12 protein-coding genes and 1 pseudogene are annotated in these 18951 nt (G+C 66.1%); 5 read left to right on the top strand and 8 right to left on the bottom strand.

Annotation, left to right across the window (positions count from 1 at the left end):
* The 4 genes from EIK80_RS21480 to rpsL all read right to left on the bottom strand — a co-directional run.
* A partial coding sequence (locus EIK80_RS21480) for a GTP-binding protein (protein WP_148099114.1) occupies positions 1 to 116 on the bottom strand: 116 nt, incomplete at its 3' end.
* Between the two features lie 117 nt (positions 117 to 233).
* Positions 234 to 2312 (bottom strand): elongation factor G, encoded by a 2079-nt coding sequence (fusA, locus tag EIK80_RS21485; RefSeq protein ID WP_125159065.1) that lies wholly within the window; start codon positions 2310 to 2312, stop codon positions 234 to 236.
* Between the two features lie 107 nt (positions 2313 to 2419).
* Positions 2420 to 2893 (bottom strand): 30S ribosomal protein S7, encoded by a 474-nt coding sequence (rpsG, locus tag EIK80_RS21490; RefSeq protein WP_096052471.1) that lies wholly within the window; start codon positions 2891 to 2893, stop codon positions 2420 to 2422.
* A 12-nt stretch (positions 2894 to 2905) separates the two neighbouring features.
* Entirely contained in the window at positions 2906 to 3277 is a 372-nt protein-coding gene (rpsL, locus tag EIK80_RS21495; RefSeq protein ID WP_004624021.1) for a 30S ribosomal protein S12, read from the bottom strand.
* Positions 3278 to 3300: 23 nt separating this feature from the next.
* On the opposite strand from rpsL, the pseudogene EIK80_RS21500 reads away from it, so the two are divergent.
* The 4 genes and pseudogenes from EIK80_RS21500 (at position 3301) to EIK80_RS21515 (ending at position 7071) form a co-directional block, all read left to right on the top strand.
* A pseudogene (locus EIK80_RS21500) lies at positions 3301 to 3547 on the top strand (hypothetical protein).
* A gap of 124 nt (positions 3548 to 3671) precedes the next feature.
* A complete protein-coding gene (locus EIK80_RS21505; RefSeq protein WP_233586903.1) occupies positions 3672 to 4454 on the top strand; it encodes a hypothetical protein in 783 nt (260 codons plus the stop codon).
* A gap of 173 nt (positions 4455 to 4627) precedes the next feature.
* The gene (locus EIK80_RS21510; RefSeq protein ID WP_370450251.1) at positions 4628 to 6469 is read left to right on the top strand and encodes a CocE/NonD family hydrolase; all 1842 of its coding nucleotides are present in this window, start codon (positions 4628 to 4630) and stop codon (positions 6467 to 6469) included.
* A gap of 128 nt (positions 6470 to 6597) precedes the next feature.
* A complete protein-coding gene (locus EIK80_RS21515) occupies positions 6598 to 7071 on the top strand; it encodes a GatB/YqeY domain-containing protein (RefSeq protein ID WP_125159067.1) in 474 nt (157 codons plus the stop codon).
* A 43-nt stretch (positions 7072 to 7114) separates the two neighbouring features.
* Here the strand turns inward: EIK80_RS21515 and EIK80_RS26970 are convergent, their stop codons facing one another.
* On the bottom strand, positions 7115 to 8908 hold the full coding sequence (locus EIK80_RS26970) for a methyl-accepting chemotaxis protein (RefSeq protein WP_125159068.1): 1794 nt from the start codon (positions 8906 to 8908) through the stop codon (positions 7115 to 7117).
* Between the two features lie 301 nt (positions 8909 to 9209).
* Between EIK80_RS26970 and EIK80_RS21525 the strand changes: the two genes are divergently transcribed.
* Positions 9210 to 9548, top strand: a complete 339-nt coding sequence (locus EIK80_RS21525; RefSeq protein ID WP_125159069.1) for a DUF883 family protein — start codon at positions 9210 to 9212, stop codon at positions 9546 to 9548.
* Between the two features lie 2 nt (positions 9549 to 9550).
* Here EIK80_RS21525 and EIK80_RS21530 read toward each other — a convergent pair whose 3' ends face one another.
* From EIK80_RS21530 to rpoB, 3 genes are all read right to left on the bottom strand, one after another.
* Entirely contained in the window at positions 9551 to 10252 is a 702-nt protein-coding gene (locus tag EIK80_RS21530; RefSeq protein WP_125159070.1) for a glutathione S-transferase, read from the bottom strand.
* Between the two features lie 89 nt (positions 10253 to 10341).
* Positions 10342 to 14532, bottom strand: a complete 4191-nt coding sequence (gene rpoC, locus EIK80_RS21535; RefSeq protein WP_125159071.1) for a DNA-directed RNA polymerase subunit beta' — start codon at positions 14530 to 14532, stop codon at positions 10342 to 10344.
* Between the two features lie 98 nt (positions 14533 to 14630).
* On the bottom strand, positions 14631 to 18701 hold the full coding sequence (gene rpoB, locus EIK80_RS21540; RefSeq protein ID WP_125159072.1) for a DNA-directed RNA polymerase subunit beta: 4071 nt from the start codon (positions 18699 to 18701) through the stop codon (positions 14631 to 14633).
* Positions 18702 to 18951: the final 250 nt, after the last annotated feature.

Below are 18951 nucleotides of genomic sequence, written 5' to 3' on the forward strand. Positions count from 1 at the left end.
GACTTCGCCAGCGTGATCGTGATCGCCGCCGTCAGCGTCGTCTTGCCATGGTCAACGTGACCGATGGTGCCGATGTTGCAGTGCGGCTTAGTGCGTTCGAACTTTTCCTTGGCCATCTTCTTAGCTCCAGGACCCCAGAGGGGCCTTCAAAATAGGTGGGACTTCTGGGGTGTTGCGAGAGGGTTCCAAGGAACCCTCTCGATCTCTAACCCACGCTTTTCCTTGGGAAAAGCTTAGGCGTACTTCTTGATCACTTCGTCGGCGACGTGTTGCGGCACCGGATCGTAGTGATCGTAGACCATGCTGAACTGAGCGCGGCCTTGCGACATGCCCCGCAGGGTGTTCACGTAACCGAACATGTTGGCCAGCGGCACGTAGGCGTTCACGACAGTCGCGTTGCCGCGCATGTCCTGACCCTGGATCATGCCACGGCGGCTGTTCAGATCGCCGATGACCGAGCCCAGGTATTCTTCCGGCGTCACGACCTCGACCTTCATGATCGGCTCGAGCAGCTTCGGATTGCCCTTCTCGCGCAGTTCCTTGAAGGCGGCGCGGGCGGCGATTTCGAAGGCCAGGACCGACGAGTCGACGTCGTGGAACTTGCCGTCCGTCAGGGTCGCCTTGAAGTCGATCAGCGGGAAGCCGGCCAGCAGGCCGTTGTCCTTGACCGATTCCAGGCCCTTCTGGACGCCCGGGATATATTCCTTCGGCACCGCGCCGCCGACGATCGCGTTCTCGAACACGAAGCCCGAGCCGGGCTCGCCCGGTTCAAACGTGATGATGACGCGGGCGAACTGGCCCGTACCACCGGTCTGCTTCTTGTGCGTGTAGTCGATCTCGACCTTGCGGCCCAGCGATTCACGATAGGCGACCTGCGGCGCGCCGATGTTGGCCTCGACCTTGTAAGTGCGCTTCAGGATGTCGATCTTGATGTCGAGGTGCAGCTCGCCCATGCCCTTCAGGATCGTCTGGCCCGACTCGTGGTCGGTCGAGACGGTGAAGGACGGATCCTCGGCGGCCAGCTTCTGCAGGGCGACGCCCAGCTTTTCCTGGTCGGCCTTCGACTTGGGCTCGACGGCGATCTCGATCACGGGCGCCGGGAATTCCATGCGCTCCAGGATGACCGGCGACTTCAGCGGATCGCACAGGGTGTCGCCCGTGCGGGTTTCCTTGAGGCCAGCCAGGGCGACGATGTCGCCGGCATAGGCTTCCTTGATGTCTTCGCGGTTGTTCGAGTGCATCAGCAGCATGCGGCCGACGCGCTCGCGCTTGTCGCGCGTGGCGTTCAGCAGCGACATGCCGGTTTCCAGCTTGCCCGAGTAGATGCGGCAGAAGGTCAGCGAACCGACGAAGGGGTCGTCCATGATCTTGAACGCCAGAACCGACAGCGGCTCGTCGTCCGAGGCGTGACGCACGACTTCTTCTTCGGTCTTGAAGTCGATGCCCTTGGTCGGCGGGATGTCCAGCGGCGACGGCAGGTAGTCGACGACGGCGTCCAGGAGCGTCTGCACGCCCTTGTTCTTGAAGGCCGAGCCGCAGAGGATCGGATAGAAGGCGCCGGTCAGAACGGCCTTGCGCAGGCACTTCTTGATCGTGGCTTCCGAGGGCTCTTCGCCGCCCAGATAGGCTTCCATCGCCTCGTCGTCGAGTTCGACGGCGTTCTCGACCAGATAGGCGCGGGCTTCGATCGCCTTGTCCATCAGGTCGGCGGGGATTTCCTCGTCGCGGAAGTTCGCGCCCAGGGCGTCGTTGTCCCAGACCACGGCCTTCATGCGGACCAGGTCCACGAGGCCCTTCAGGTTCGTTTCCGAACCGATCGGGAATTGGATCGGCACGGCCTTGGCGCCCAGACGGTCGCGGATCGATTCCACCGACTTGTCGAAGTCGGCGCCGATCTTGTCCATCTTGTTGACGAAGACGATGCGCGGAACCTTGTACTTGTCGGCCTGACGCCAGACGGTTTCCGTCTGCGGCTCGACGCCGGCGTTGCCGTCCAGCACCGTCACGGCGCCGTCGAGCACGCGCAAGCTGCGCTCGACTTCAATCGTGAAGTCGACGTGCCCGGGGGTGTCGATGATGTTGAGGCGCTTGCCGTTCCAGAAAGCGGTCGTCGCGGCCGACGTGATCGTGATGCCGCGTTCCTGCTCCTGCTCCATCCAGTCCATCGTGGCGGCGCCGTCGTGGACTTCGCCGATCTTGTGCGACTTACCCGTGTAATACAGGATCCGCTCGGTCGTCGTGGTCTTACCGGCGTCGATGTGCGCCATGATGCCGAAGTTGCGGTAGTCTTCGATTTTATGCTGGCGGGCCATGATGAAGCTCTGCGTAGCGCTGCGGTGAGGCAGGGACATTTAAACGTGCGGCGCGGGCGGTTTATCGCAAACCGCCCGCGCCTGAAAGAGTGCTGGTCGCGAAAAGCTTACCAGCGATAGTGCGAGAACGCCCGGTTGGCTTCAGCCATCTTGTGGGTGTCTTCGCGCTTCTTCACGGCGGTGCCGCGGTTGTTCGAAGCGTCGAGCAGCTCACCAGCCAGCTTTTCGGTCATGGTGTTTTCACCGCGCTTGCGAGCGGCGGTCACCAGCCAACGGATGGCCAGGGCGCGGCGACGGTCCGGACGGACTTCAACCGGCACTTGGTACGTGGCGCCGCCGACGCGGCGCGAACGGACTTCGATCGCCGGAGCGACGTTGTCCAGAGCGGAGTGGAAGGTCTCAAGCGGACCTTGGTCCTTGCGCTTGGACTCCAGGATGTCGAAAGCACCATAGATGATGTTTTCGGCGACGGCTTTTTTGCCTTCGTACATCACGTAGTTCATGAACTTCGTGACAACCAGATCCCCAAACTTGGGGTCCGGCAGGACTTGACGCTTCTCTGCGCGGCGACGGCGGGACATTCTTCTTTTTCCTTACTTCGGACGCTTGGCGCCGTAGAGCGAACGACGCTGCTTACGATCCTTGACACCTTGGGTGTCGAGGACGCCGCGCAGGATGTGATAACGGACGCCGGGCAAGTCCTTGACGCGGCCGCCGCGGATGAGCACCACCGAGTGCTCCTGCAGATTGTGGCCTTCGCCCGGAATGTAGCACACGGCTTCGATGCCAGTGGTCAGACGGACCTTGGCGACCTTACGCAGAGCCGAGTTCGGCTTCTTCGGGGTCGTGGTGTAGACGCGCGTGCAGACGCCGCGACGTTGGGGGCAGCCCTTCAGGGCCGGCACCTTGTTCCGCACCGGCTTCGGAGAGCGCGGCTTACGGATGAGCTGGTTAATGGTAGGCATTAAGTCTCTGCTCTGATGGAAGCGTGTGCCTTTCGGCCGGGGCGCTTCAGGTCCTTGTCTTTGTTGTTCTTGGTTCAAGGCTCCGCTTGGAGACCCGATAAACACGAAACTCGCCGGGGCGCGGGAAGCACACCGGCGGGTTCTCCGCCCGCGAGGACGGAAGCTCATCGGAACGGACGCGAACGACCGCCTCGAAAAAGAGCGCGGTATGTACTCGCGAAGGGGCTCAACGTCAACCGCCTGTTCCCGCGCCGGTTAACGCCGCCTTAAGGAGCCTCCCAAGGCCAAGATTTCGCCACCGCAAGCTGTGCAGGCTCGCGTCGGGATGGAGCGCCTTGTCTCATCCGCCTCGCGCACCACGTGGGGAGGGCGACGGCAAGGCTGGGGAGGCCAGGTGAGAGTCATCGTGAGGCGCGGCAGGGACAATCGGCGGCGGGCGACGATTCTCGCCGGATCTTTGCTGCTGCACGTGGCGCTTCTGGCCTGGCTGGCGATTCCCGCGCGGCCTCTGCTTGAGACCATGGTCGCCGACGACCTGTCGGTGATGACCCTGGACCTTGAGCGTCCGGTTCCCGAGACGCGTCCGGAGCCCCGCCCCGCGCCCGCCTCGGCGGCGACCGCCGCGCCCTCGCCCGCCCCGTCCTTCCAGGCGCGCGCGCCGGCCCGGTCCGCGCCGGCCGGCGTTCCGACCCTGTCGGTTCCCGCGACGGGAATCGCCCGCCCGGGAACGGCGATCCGTCCCGCGCCGCTGCCCGGCGAAGGCGCGGGCGACCTGAAGACGGCCCTGCGGGGCAGCGCCACGGGCTGCGTCAGCGCCGACGCCGTCGGCCTGAACCGTCGCGAGCGCGAGAAGTGCGACGAGCGCTTCGGCGCCGCCCCGCCGCGCGGGACCTATGCCGGCCCGCTGAACGCGGCCAAGGCGCGCGAGTTCGAGGCCCAGGCGATCATGCAGGAGCTGGCCCGCAAGGCGAACGAAGCGCCGATGGGGCTGGGTGTCGACCATCGCAGCAAGGACCAGCCCGGCACGATGAAGGAAATCCCGTTCGTGCTCGGCGCCGAACAGGACGGCCTGGGTCGCACGCGTAACGCCCAGCAGCAGCGCCTCAAGCAGCTGCGCGACTACGACAAGGCCGACGCCCGCGCCAAGCAGCGGTCCCGCGAGAACGACCAGCGCTAGAAAGCGAACCGCCGAAAAAGGGGTTTCCTCCGTACGCCCTCGGAATACCCTCCCCGCCAGGTTGGCGCGCGGGCTCAAGGGGCGCGCCTTGGTTGTGAGGGGACGTCATGCGTTTTTCGGCTTCATTGTGCGCCGCGCTGATCCTGGTCACGTCGACGGCTCCGTCGGCGGCGATGGCCCAGGACTATTCGCAATTTTCCGACGCCGCGCTCGATCGCGAACTGGCGGCCAAGGCCGACGTGCAGCTGTACGTCATGGTGCCGATGCGCGACGGCGTGCGGCTGGCGACCCACGTCTATCGCCCCAAGGGCGCGACCGGGCCGCTGCCGACCATCCTGATCAAGACGCCCTATAACGAGATGCCCTACAAGGCCGCCAGCACCCGCAACGCGCTGGACGCCATCAAGCACGGCTACGCCCTGGTGCTGCAGAACGAGCGCGGCCGCTACTATTCCGAAGGCGAGTGGGAGATCCTGGGTCATCCGCAGACCGACGGCTATGACACCCTGACCTGGATCGCCAAGCAGAGCTGGTCGAACGGCAAGGTCGGCACGCGCGGCTGCTCGTCGACGGCCGAATGGCAGCTGGCCCTGGCCGGCCAGAACCACCCGGCCCACGCCGCCATGGTTCCGCAATCGTCGGGCGCCGGCATCGGCAAGGTCGGCGAGTTCCAGGAACAGGGCAACTGGTACACCGGCGGCGTGCCGCGCAACCTGTTCTTCGTCTGGCTGTACGGCGTCGACAATCCGTTGCGCGCCCAGCCGCCCAAGGGGCTGGATTCCAAGACCATCGCCCGCCTGGCCAAGTACAACGACCTGGAGGCCAAGAAGCCCGAGGTGAACTGGCCCACCCAGATCCGCCACCTGCCGGTCAACGAGATGCTGCAGGACCTGGGCGAGCCCAAGGGCACGTTCGAGGAACTGATCAACCGCGACGGCCCGGCCGACCCGGCCTGGCGCAAGGGCGGCCTCTATCACGACGACAAGGGCTGGGGCGTCCCGGCCCTGTGGTTCAATTCTTGGTACGACGTGTCGATCGGCCCGAACATGGCCCTGTTCAACCACGCCCGCGCGGTGAAATCGGACAAGGAAGCCAGCGACAACCAGTACGCCATCGTCACGCCCAGCAACCACTGCGGCTTCAACGCCCGCGTGCTGCAGGCCCCCTACAAGTCCGGCGACCGCGACATGGGCACGGTCAATTTCGACGCCGACAAGGAGGTCTACGCCTTCTTCGACCGCTGGCTGAAAGGCGACGTCAACGCCTTCCCGAAGTCGACGCCGCCGGTCCGCTACTATTCGATGGGCGCCAACAGCTGGAAGCAATCGGCCCAGTGGCCGCCGGAGGGCTCGGCTCCGATGAAGCTCTATCTGCGCTCCAGCGGCCGCGCCAACAGCCTGGCCGGCGACGGCAGGCTGACGGCGGTCGCGCCGGGGGCCGGCGAGCAGGCCGACCGCTACGCCTATGATCCGGCCAATCCGGTCCAGACCGTGGGCGGCGGCGATTGCTGCAACGGCGGCCTGGTCATCGCCGGGGCCTTCGACCAGCGCGGCGTCGAGACCCGCGACGACGTGCTCGTCTACACCAGCGAGCCGCTGACCGAGCCGCTGGAGGTCTCCGGCTTCGTCCGCGCGGTCCTGAAGGTCTCGTCGGACGCCAAGGACACCGACTTCGCCGTCAAGCTGGTCGACGTCGGGCCGGACGGCACGGCCTATATCCTGGGCGACACCATCATGCGGGCCCGCTATCGCGACAGCTACGAGAAGCCCGCGATGATGACGGCCGGCCAGACCTACACGGTCAAACCGACGCCGATCACCACCAGCAACACCTTCCTGCCCGGCCACCGCATCCGCGTGGAGGTCACCTCGTCCAACTTCCCGAAGTTCGTCCGCAACCTGAACACCGGCGGCGACAACGAGAAGGAGACCAAGTTCGTGGTGGCCAATAACGCGATCCACCACGCGGCGGGGGATGAATCCTACATCGAGCTGCCGGTGGTGGGGCGGAAGTAGGCGAGACCGCGCCGGCCCCTCCCTCTCTCAGCGAGAGAGGGAGGGGCCGATGAGGTCACGCGACAAGCCGCCCCGCGGTCACTATCTACGCAGCACGATCGAATAGAGTGACCTGAAAGGACGACGACATGGCTTTGCTCGACCAGCTCAAGGCTGACCAACTGGCGGCGCGCAAGCAGAACGATCGCCTGAAGGCCGACCTGCTCACCACCTTGATCGGCGAAGCCACGCAGATCACGACCGAGGAATTCAAACGCGGCGTGACCGAGGTCACCGATGACAAGGTCGTCGCCACCGTCGCCAAGTTCTCGAAGAACAGCAAGCTGACGCTGGAAAACCTTGCGTCCGAACGCGCCCGCCTGGCCGAGGCCGGCGGCGATGCGTCGAAGGTGGACGAGCGGATCAAGGCGGCCGAGACCGAACTGGCGATCCTGTCGTCGTACGGCCCCAAGCAGATGACGGAAGCCGAACTGCGCGCGGCCATCGACGCCTTCAAGGCCAACAACCCCGACGCCAATGTCGGGGCGATCATGGCCCACCTGAAGACCAACTTCGGCGGTCAGTACGACGGCAAGGCGGCCAGCGCCCTGGCCAAGGGCTAGACCGCCTTCCTCTCCCGCCCCTCCCTCTATGAGAGAAGGGCTTTTAGGCCGCTCGGCGCATCGACGCCGCGCCGCCGACCTTGAAGCGTTGGACGAGGGCGGCGAGGCCGTTGACCTCGTCCAGCAGCGCCTGGCTGGAAGCCGCCGAGCGGCTGGCCATGGCCGTCGTATGCTGGGTGCCCTGGTCCATCTGGTTCACGGCCGTATTGACCTGTGACAGGCCGGCGGACTGTTCCTGGGCCGAGGCGGCGATCTCGGTGATCACGCCGCTGATCGCGCCGACCTGGTTGGCGATGCGCTGCAAGGTCTCGCCCGCCGCGCCGACGAGCGACACGCCCGCCTCCACCTGGCGCGCCGAGTCGCCGATGTGGATCTTGATCTCCTTGGCCGCGTCGGCCGAGCGCTGGGCCAAGGCCCGCACCTCCTGGGCGACGACCGCGAAGCCGCGACCGGCCTCGCCCGCACGAGCGGCCTCGACGCCGGCGTTCAGGGCCAGAAGGTTGGTCTGGAAGGCGATCTCGTCGATCACCCCGATGATCTGGGCCACCTGGCGCGACGAGGCCTCGATGCCGCCGATCGCCTCGACCGCCGAGGCCACGACCTCGCGGCTGCGACCGGCCTCGGCCTGGGCGTCGCCGACCGCGCGGTGGGCTTCCTTGGCGCCATCGGCCGTGCGGCGGACGGTGGCGGTGATCTCGTCGAGCGCGGCGGCGGTCTCTTCCAGGCTGGCGGCCTGGGCCTCGCTGCGGCGCGACAGATCGTCGGCGGCGCTGGCGATGCCGCCGGCTCCGGCGTTCAGGCCCGACACGGCCGAGACCACGGCGCCCATGGCGTCTTCCAGGCCCTCCACGGCGCGATTGAAGTCGGCGCGCAGGCCTTCGTAGTCGGGGGCGAAGGGTTCGCTCAGGCGCACGGTCAGGTCGCCGGCCGACAGGCGGTGGAGGCTCTCGGCCAGGCGGCGCACCACCTGGGCCTGCTCACCCGCGCGGCGGGCGTTGTCGGCGCCGGTGGCGTCGCGCTCGGCTTCCGAAGCCTCGCGATGGGCGGCGGCCTCGGCGGCGATGCGCCTCTTCTCCAGCGCCTCGTCGCGGAAGCGATGCACGGCGTCGGCCATCAGGCCGATATCGTCCGCTCGGCCGGCGAACGGCAGGGTGACGGCGAGGTCGCCGCCCATCAGCCGGCTCATGGCGTCGCGCAAGGTCGACAGCGGCGAGAGCTGGCGACGGGTCATGAGCACCGAGAGGCCGCCCCCGGCCGCGCCCAGCAGCACGCAGGCCAGCGCCAGCAGGGTCACCTGGCGATAGACCGGCTGGAAGTAGTCGGCCTGGGGCACGCCGACATAGAGCACGCCGATCACCTGGCCCGACGCGTCCTTGATCGGATCGTAGGCGACGAAGAACGGCTTGCCGAGGATCTTGGCCTCGCCGCGATAGGCCTCGCCCCTGCCCAGCACCGCGTCGTGGACGGGCCCCCGGGCCAAGGAGGTGCCGACGGCGCGCGAGCCGTCGTCCTTGGTGACGTTGGTGGTGATGCGCGTGTCGCCCATGAAGACGGTGGCGGTGCCGCCGACCAGGGCCTTGACGCGATCGACGCCGTCGAAGTCGCCGTTCAGCGCATGGTCGCCGACCAGCAGCTTGTCGCCCTCGCGGCGGAAGCTCTTGCCCCGCTCGCCGATGACGTCCCACGCCACCCGCATGCTGGCCTCCTGCGCCTGCGTCGCCTGACGACGGGCGAAGTCCAGCGAGCTGTGCGCCACGATCGCCAGGACCGCGACGGTCAGGACGAGGAAGGCGGCGGCGATGGTCAGGCTGACCTTGGTCGAGATGCTGGCGCGCATGAGCTCTGGGCTTTTGAGGCGGATCAAGATCCTGCATCGCCCGCATGGTTTAAAATCTTGATGAATATCAACGTTATGAAAACGTCACCACGACCTGCCGCGACGTTCTGTCGCAGCGGCGTTGCATGCTGGGACGGCGTCCAGCGGTCGAGTTGGTCCCTCTCGGACGGCGACTCCGGCTCCCCGAACGTCGCGGCCAGCGTCGGGTCGGGCGAGGTCGGCGGAACGCTCGGCGTCCCCCGGGGTTGTGCAAGCGTCTCGCGGCGCGCCCGCGCCCCCTTCCCGTCCCCGAGGTTCGATCATGACCGACTATGCCGACAGCCTGACTCCCCAGACGACCGCCAAAGCCGCCCGCGCCAAGGTCGAGCCCAAGCTCAAGGCCGTCGCGAGCAGCGCCCACGACGCCTATGACAGCCTCAAGGAGGTCGCCTCCGAGGCGGTCGACGAAACCCGCGCCCGGGTCAAGGACATCGCCGCCCAGGCCAGCGACGAGATCCAGACCCGCTATGGCGACCTCGAAGCCTGGGCGCGACTGAAGCCGGCCCGGGCCCTGGGTATCGCGGCCGGTCTCGGCGTGGTCCTGGGCCTGTTGCTCCGCGGCCGCTCGACCAAGACCATCTACGTGCGCGAACCGCGCTAGCCCTAGTCGCCCAGCACCTTCCTGAGCGACGCCTCGATCTGGCCGCCGCACCAGGTGTCGCCGTAGTCCTCGCGGGCCTTGTCGGCCAGCGCGCGCAGCGGCGGCAGCTGGGCGACGCGACGGACCAGGGCGGCGGTCATGGGCGCGGCCTCGTCGAGAAGCTCGCCGATCGACGCGAAGCGCTCGGTCAGGGTCGACCACAGGGTGGCGGTGACGACATCGGCGACGCCGGGCGTCTCGCCGCCCAGCAGGAAGCCGGCGTCGGCCGTCAGGCCATGACGGCGGCCGGTCTCTTCCCAGAAGGACATCCATTTCTTCAGGCGGGGCACGAATGCGGCCCAGCGCTTGTCGGTCCACATCTCGCGCCCGCCGTCATTGGTCATCTCGTCGATGACGTCGTTGGCGTCGCAGACGATCTTCAGCGTCAGGGCGCGCAGCTCCGGCGTCGACGGCAGCAGGTCCAGCGTCTCGCCCAGATAGAGGACGATCGCCGGCGTCTGCGCGATGGCGACCTTGGCCTTCTTGTCGACCAGCATCGGCGGTCCCATGAACGGGACCGGCATGGCCTTCACCGGCCCGCCCATCAGGTCCGCGATCGCCGCGTCGCCGCCTTCCGTCCAGCTCTTGCCGGCATGGGCCAGGACGGCGCGCACGAACTGCCCGCGAAACGGCGCGGACCAGTAGTAGAGCTCGTAATCGGACATGGCGTTCTCCAGTCGCTGAACGTCCCGGACAACGAAAAAGGCCCGGGATCGCTCCCGGGCCTTTCCGTATCTCCTCTAAGCCAGAAGGCTTACTCCGAATCCGCGAGCGCGATCTCGGCCGGCAACGGCTCCATCGCTTCTTCGCGCTGCTGGGCCAGCTGCTCGTCGCGCTTGGCGGCGACGCGCTGCAGGCTGCGCAGATAGGAACCCGTGCCCGCGGGGATCAGGCGACCCACGATGACGTTTTCCTTCAGGCCTTCCAGGGTGTCGGTCTTGCCGTGCACCGAGGCTTCGGTCAGGACGCGGGTCGTTTCCTGGAACGACGCGGCCGAGATGAAGCTCTTGGTCTGCAGCGAGGCCTTGGTGATGCCCAGCAGCACCGGCTGGGTCACAGCCGGACGGCCGCCGCGGGCGATCGCCTTGTCCTGTTCCTTGTCGAACTCCGGCTTGTCGAGGTGGTCGCCCTTGATCAGGCCGGTGTCGCCGGGCTCGAGGATCTCGACCTTCTGCAGCATCTGACGAACGATCGTCTCGATGTGCTTGTCGTTGATCGGCACGCCCTGCAGTCGATAGACCTCCTGGATCTCGTCGACGAGGAAGTTCGCCAGGGCCTCGACGCCCAGGATGCGCAGGATGTCGTGCGGATCCGGGTTGCCGTCGATGATGTACTCGCCCTTGGAGATGAAGTCCCCGTCGTGGACGGCGATGTGCTTGCCCTTCGGGATCAGGAACTCGACCGCCTCGGCCTGGTTGCCATCGGCGTCGACGTCCGGCGTGATCTTGATCCGGCGCTTGTTCTTATAATCCTTGCCGAATTCGACACGGCCGTCCATTTCCGCGATGACCGCGCAGTCCTTCGGACGGCGGGCTTCGAAGAGTTCGGCGACGCGCGGCAGACCACCGGTGATGTCCCGGGTCTTGGCGCCTTCGGTCGGGATACGCGCGATCACTTCACCCGGCTTCACTTCGTCGCCATCGGCGACGGAGAGAATGGCGCCGGCCGACAGGAGGTAGCGAGCCTCGCCGCCGTTCGACAGGCGCTTGTACGAGCCGTCTTCCGACAGCACGCCCATGGCCGGACGCAGGTCCGAACCGCGGGCCGACGTACGCCAGTCGGCGATGACGCGCTGGGCGATGCCGGTCGCCTCGTCGACTTCCTCGCGGATGGACAGGCCATCCACCAGGTCCTCGGCGCGGATCTTGCCGGCCACTTCGGTGATGATCGGGGTGGTGTAGGGGTCCCAATCGCCGAGGCGCTGGCCGCGCTTGACCGTGTCGCCGTCCTTGACCCGCAGGCGGGCGCCGTACGGCGGCTTGTAGGTCTCGCGCTCCTTGCCGTCGACCAGCACGCTGACCGAGGTGTTGCGGCTCATGATGACCAGCGCGCCGTCGGCGCCGACAACGGTCGGGCCGATCACGCGGACCGTACCTTCGTTGGAGGCTTCGAAGAACGACTGCTCGGCCACCTGGGCGGTGCCGCCGATGTGGAACGTACGCATGGTCAGCTGCGTGCCGGGCTCACCGATCGACTGGGCGGCGATGACGCCGACCGCTTCGCCGATGTTCACCGGGGTGCCGCGGGCCAGGTCGCGGCCGTAGCAGGCGCCGCAGACGCCAACCTTGGCTTCGCAGGTCAGGACCGAGCGGACCTTCACCGACTGGACGACCGCCGCCTCGATGGCGTCGGCGATGTTCTCGTCGATATAGGTGTCGGCCGGAACGACCAGCTCGCCGGTGCCCGGATCCTTGACGTCCTCAGCCGTGAAGCGACCTAGGACACGGGTGCCCAGCGAGACCAGCACGTCGCCGCCCTCGACGACGGCGCGCAGGGTGATGCCCCGCGTGGTGCCGCAGTCTTCCTCGACGATGATGCAGTCCTGCGCGACGTCGACCAGACGACGGGTCAGGTAGCCCGAGTTGGCGGTCTTCAGCGCGGTGTCGGCCAGACCCTTACGGGCGCCGTGGGTGGAGTTGAAGTACTCCTGAACGGTCAGGCCTTCCTTGAAGTTCGAGACGATCGGGGTCTCGATGATTTCACCGGACGGCTTGGCCATCAGGCCGCGCATGCCGCCCAGCTGCTTCATCTGGGCTTGCGAACCACGAGCGCCGGAGTGGGCCATCATGTAGATGGCGTTGATTTCTTTCTCGCGGCCGTTCTCGTCCTTATGCTTCATCTGAAGCTCGGCCATCATCTCGTCGGCGACGCGGTCGGTGGCCTTCGCCCAGGCGTCAACGACCTTGTTGTACTTCTCGCCCTTGGTGATCAGGCCGTCGGCGTACTGTTGCTCGTACTCCTCGGCCAGCTTGCGGGTCTCATCCACGATCGCGGTCTTGCGCTGCGGAATGATGATGTCGTCCTTGCCGAACGAGATGCCCGCCTTGGCGGCTTCCTTGAAGCCCAGGCCCATGATCTTGTCTGCGAAGATGACCGTCGCCTTCTGACCGCAGTGGCGGTAGACGATGTCGATCAGATTGCCGATTTCCTTCTTGGTCAGCGCCTTTTCGATCAGGCGGTGGCCAATCTGCGGGTGGTGCGGCAGCAGGGCGGCGATCTTCATGCGGCCCGGCGTGGTGTCGATCACCTTGCGCAGCAGCTGACCGTCCGGGGTCATCTCGGTGTGACGCGCCTTGATCTTGGCGTGCAGCGAGACGACGCCGGCGTCCATGGCGGCTTCGATTTCACCCAGGTCGGCGAAGATCTTGCCTTCGCCTGGCTCACCCTCGCGGGCCACCGACAGGTAGTACAGGCCCAGGACGATGTCCTGCGACGGCACGATGATCGGGCGACCGTTGGCGGGCGACAGGATGTTGTTGGTCGACATCATCAGGACGCGCGCTTCCAGCTGAGCTTCCAGGCTCAGCGGGACGTGCACGGCCATCTGGTCGCCGTCGAAGTCGGCGTTGAACGCGGCGCAGACCAGCGGGTGCAGCTGGATGGCCTTGCCCTCGATCAGCTTCGGCTCGAACGCCTGGATGCCCAGACGGTGAAGCGTCGGCGCGCGGTTCAGCATGACCGGGTGCTCGCGGATGACCTCTTCGAGGATATCCCACACCTGCGGCTGCTCGCGCTCGACCATGCGCTTGGACTGCTTGACGGTGCCCGACAGGCCCTTGGCGTCCAGGCGCGCGTAGATGAACGGCTTGAACAGCTCCAGAGCCATCTTCTTGGGCAGGCCGCACTCGTGCAGCTTCAGCTCGGGACCGACCACGATGACCGAACGGCCCGAATAGTCGACGCGCTTGCCCAGCAGGTTCTGGCGGAAGCGGCCCTGCTTGCCCTTCAGCATGTCGGCCAGCGACTTCAGCGGACGCTTGTTGGCGCCGGTGATGACGCGACCGCGACGGCCGTTGTCGAACAGGGCGTCGACCGACTCCTGCAGCATCCGCTTTTCGTTGCGGATGATGATGTCGGGGGCGCGCAGCTCGATCAGGCGCTTGAGGCGGTTGTTACGGTTGATGACCCGGCGATACAGGTCGTTCAGGTCCGAGGTCGCGAAGCGGCCGCCGTCCAGCGGCACCAGCGGACGCAGTTCCGGCGGGATGACCGGAACGACCGTCAGCACCATCCACTCGGGACGGTTGCCCGACTCCTGGAAGGCTTCCAGGATCTTCAGGCGCTTGCTGAACTTCTTCTGCTTCATGTCCGAGACGGTGCCGGACAGTTCCTCGCGCAGGCGCTCGGCCTCTTTCTCGAGGTCGATGGCCTTGAGCAGGTTCTGGACGGCCTCGGCGCCGATCTCGGCGGTGAAGCTGTCGTCGCCGTACTCTTCCTGGGCGCGCATGTAGTCGTCTTCCGACAGCAGCTGGTGCTGCTTCAGCGGGGTCAGGCCCGGCTCGGTGACGATGTAGTATTCGAAGTACAGGACGCGCTCGATGTCCTTCAGCGGCATGTCGAGCATCATGGCGATGCGCGAGGGCAGCGACTTCAGGAACCAGATGTGGGCGACCGGCGAGGCCAGCTCGATGTGGCCCATGCGCTCGCGACGGACGCGGGCCAGGGTGACTTCAACACCGCACTTTTCGCAGATGATGCCCTTGTACTTCATGCGCTTGTACTTGCCGCACAGGCATTCGTAGTCCTTGGTCGGGCCAAAGATACGGGCGCAGAACAGGCCGTCACGCTCGGGCTTGAACGTGCGGTAGTTGATGGTTTCCGGCTTCTTGATCTCGCCGAACGACCACGAGCGGATCTTTTCCGGCGAAGCCAGCGAGATGCGGATCTGGTCGAAGGTCGGAGCGGCCTGGACCGGATTGAAGATGTTCAGGACTTCCTGGTTCATCTTGGTTCCTTCTGCGGGACTGCCCGCGAAAATTCAAAGTTGGAGAGGGCTGACGGAAGGCCCCTCCCCCGCGATCACGCGGAGGAGGGAGGTTCGGATCAGCTGTTCTCCAGCTCGACGTTCAGGCCGAGCGAGCGCATTTCCTTGACCAGCACGTTGAAGCTTTCCGGGATACCGGCTTCGAACGTGTCGTCGCCACGGACGATCGACTCGTAGACCTTGGTCCGGCCGGCCACGTCGTCGGACTTCACCGTCAGCATTTCCTGCAGGGTGTAGGCCGCGCCGTAGGCTTCCAGCGCCCACACTTCCATTTCCCCGAAGCGCTGACCGCCGAACTGGGCCTTACCACCCAGCGGCTGTTGCGTGACGAGCGAGTACGGACCGATCGAACGGGCGTGGATCTTGTCGTCGACCAGGTGGTGCAGCTTCAGCATGTAGATGTAGCCGACCGTGACCGGACGCTTGAACTGGTCGCCGGTCTGACCGTCGAACAGGATCGACTGGCCCGACGGATTGACGCCGGCCATTTCGAGGTGCTCCTCGATATCGCTCATGCGCGCGCCGTCGAACACGGGGGTGGCGATCGGAACGCCCTTGCCCAGGTTCTTGGCCAGCTCGACCAGCTCTTCCTCGGTTTCCGGCAGCTCTTCGTCCGGGCCGTAGATGTCGCGCAGGCGATCGATCAGGGCCTGCTTCTGACCGCCGTGCTGCCAGTCTTCCAGCAGGTTGGTGATCTGCTTGCCCAGGTTGGCGCAAGCCCAGCCCAGGTGGGTCTCGAAGATCTGACCGACGTTCATGCGCGAGGGCACGCCCAGCGGGTTCAGAACGACGTCGACGTGCGTGCCGTCGGCGAGGAACGGCATGTCCTCGATCGGCAGGATGCGCGAGATGACGCCCTTGTTGCCGTGACGGCCGGCCATCTTGTCGCCCGGCTGCAGCTTGCGCTTCACGGCCACGAAGACCTTGACCATCTTCATGACGCCCGGAGGCAGTTCGTCGCCGCGCTGCAGCTTGTCGACCTTGTCCTCGAAACGACGGTCGAGACGCTTGCGGTTCTCGTCGAACAGGCGGCGCAGGCTTTCCAGTTCGCCCATCGCCTTCTCGTCCTCGAGCGCGATCTGCCACCACAGGCCCGAAGCCACCTGGCTCAGGTTCTCGGCGGTGATCTCGCCGCGCGACAGGCCCTTGGGACCCGACAGAGCGACCTTGCCGACCAGCAATTCCTTCAGGCGGCCCGAGATGTTGCGGTTCAGGATCGTGAACTCGTCGTCGCGGTCCTTGCCCAGACGGTCGATCTCGGCGCGTTCGATGGCCAGGGCGCGTTCGTCCTTGTCGACGCCGTGACGGTTGAACACCCGCACGTCGACGATCGTGCCGGCGACGCCCGGGGGCAGACGCAGGCTGGTGTCGCGAACGTCGCTGGCCTTTTCACCGAAGATGGCGCGCAGCAGCTTTTCTTCCGGCGTCATCGGGCTCTCGCCCTTCGGCGTGACCTTGCCGACCAGGATGTCGCCCGGCTGGACCTCGGCGCCGATCGCCACGATGCCGGCTTCGTCGAGGTTGCGCAGGGCTTCCTCGCCGACGTTCGGGATGTCGCGGGTGATTTCTTCCGGACCCAGCTTCGTGTCGCGGGCCATGACCTCGAATTCCTCGATGTGGATCGAGGTGAAGACGTCGTCGCGGACGATACGTTCGGAGATCAGGATCGAGTCTTCGAAGTTGTAGCCGTTCCAGGGCATGAACGCGACGAGCGCGTTGCGGCCCAGGGCCAGTTCGCCCAGCTCGGTCGACGGACCGTCGGCGATGATGTCGCCGGCGCGGATCCGGTCGCCCACCTTCACCAGCGGGCGCTGGTTGATGCAGGTCGACTGGTTCGAACGCTGGAACTTCGACATCCGGTAGATGTCGACGCCCGAGCGGGCCGCGTCGGTTTCTTCCGTGGCGCGGATGACGATACGCGTACCGTCGATCTGCTCGACCACGCCGGTGCGCTTGGCGATGACGACGGCGCCCGAGTCACGGGCGACGACGGCTTCCATGCCGGTGCCGACCAGCGGGGCGTCCGACTGCACCAGCGGCACGGCCTGACGTTGCATGTTCGAGCCCATGAGGGCGCGGTTGGCGTCATCGTTTTCGAGGAACGGGATCAGGGCGGCGGCCACCGACACGACTTGGCGCGGCGACACGTCCATCAGGTCGACCGTCTCCTTTTGCAGGAGGGTCGGTTCGCCGTTGATGCGGCCCGGGACCAGGTCTTCCAGGATCTCGCCGTCGACCACCTTGATGTTCGACTGGGCGATGACGTGCTTGGATTCCTCCATCGCCGACATGTAGACGACTTCGTCCTGCGGCTTGCCGTCCTTCACGCGACGGTACGGGCTTTCGATGAAGCCGTACTTGTTGACGCGGGCGTGGGTGGCCAGCGAGTTGATCAGACCGATGTTCGGGCCTTCCGGCGTTTCGATCGGGCAGATCCGGCCGTAGTGGGTCGGGTGAACGTCGCGGACTTCGAAGCCGGCGCGCTCGCGGGTCAGACCGCCCGGGCCGAGGGCCGAGAGACGACGCTTGTGGGTGATTTCCGACAGCGGGTTCGTCTGGTCCATGAACTGCGACAGCTGCGAGGAGCCGAAGAATTCACGCACGGCGGCCGCGGCGGGCTTGGCGTTGATCAGGTCGTGCGGCATCACGGTGTCGATGTCGACCGACGACATGCGTTCCTTGATGGCGCGTTCCATGCGCAGCAGGCCGACGCGGTACTGGTTTTCCAGCAGCTCGCCGACCGAGCGGACGCGACGGTTGCCCAGGTTGTCGATGTCGTCGATTTCGCCGCGACCGTCGCGCAGGCCCACCAGGACCTTCAGCACGGCCAGGACGTCGTCCTTGCGCAGGATGCGGACTTCGTCCGACACGTCCTGCTCCAGACGCATGTTCATCTTCACGCGGCCCACCGACGACAGGTCGTAGCGCTCGGCGTCGAAGAACAGCGACTTGAACATCGCCTCGGCGGCTTCGACGGTCGGCGGCTCGCCCGGACGCATGACGCGATAGATGTCGAACAGCGCGTCCTCGCGGACGGCGTTCTTGTCGACGCGCAGGGTGTTGCGCATGTAGGCGCCGACCGTGACGTGGTCGATGTCCAGAACGTCGATGGTGTCGAACCCTTGGTCGGCCAGGGCCTGGATCGAGGTGACGTCCAGCTCGTCGCCGGCTTCGGCGTAGATTTCACCGGTCGAGAAGTTGACCGCGTCGCGAGCCAGGTAGCGGCCCGTCAGGGCTTCCGGGGCCAGCAGCAGGGTCTTGAGGCCGCCGTCGGCGAACTTCTTGGCCTGGCGAGCCGTGATCTTGGCGCCGGCCGGAGCGACTTCCTCGCCCGTGTCGGCGTCGACCAGCGGGAACTCCGGCTTCACGCCGCGCCAGCGCTCGGGCTTGTACGGGGTGGCCCAGCCGCCCGCGCGCTTCTCGAACGGGACGACGTCGTAGAACGTGGTCAGGATCTCTTCGCCGTCCATGCCCAGGGCATAGAGGAAGGTCGTGGCCGGCAGCTTGCGGCGACGGTCGATGCGGACGTAGACGATGTCCTTGGCGTCGAACTCGAAGTCCAGCCACGAGCCGCGGTACGGGATCACGCGAGCCGCGAACAGCAGCTTGCCCGAGGCGTGGGTCTTGCCCTTGTCGTGGTCGAAGAACACGCCCGGCGAGCGGTGCATCTGCGAGACGATGACGCGCTCGGTGCCGTTGACGATGAAGGTGCCCTTGTCCGTCATGAGCGGGATATCGCCCATGTAGACGTCCTGCTCCTTGATGTCCTTGACCGAGCGGGCGCCGGTTTCTTCTTCCGTCTCGAACACGATCAGGCGCAGCTTGACCTTCAGCGGCGCGGCGAAGGTCATGTCGCGCTGGATGCATTCCTCGACGTCGTACTTGGGCTCTTCGAATTCGTACGAGACGTATTCGAGCACCGCGCGCTCGTTGAAGTCCTTGATCGGGAAGACCGACTTGAACACCGCCTCGACGCCTTCGTCGCGGCGTTGGCCCGGACGGACCTCGCGCTGAAGGAACTGCTCGTAGGAGGAGCGCTGAACCTCGATCAGGTTCGGCATCTGCACAGCCTCGGGGATGCGGCCGAACGACTTCCGGATCCGCTTCTTGCCGGTGAAGGATTGCGCCATGTTGTTTCCCTGCGGCGCGGATGGAATCCGCGCGTGAATTAGAATGTCCGTAGCGTCCACCCTCGCCGCTCGCCTTCTCAGGGAGCTGCGGACGCTGGAATTCCCCTATCGGGCGACCGGGACCGGAAGCCTGACGGGCGCCCCTTCGCGCGGATCGGAGGGCGGCTGATCGCGCCTCGGGGCGTAATACGGACGCGCCAAAGCGCTCCGCCGATGTAATCGTGAACGCGGGGATATAGGGGAACGGAGC

This window comes from Caulobacter sp. 602-1, assembly GCF_003931565.1.
Classification (GTDB): Bacteria; Pseudomonadota; Alphaproteobacteria; order Caulobacterales; family Caulobacteraceae; genus Caulobacter.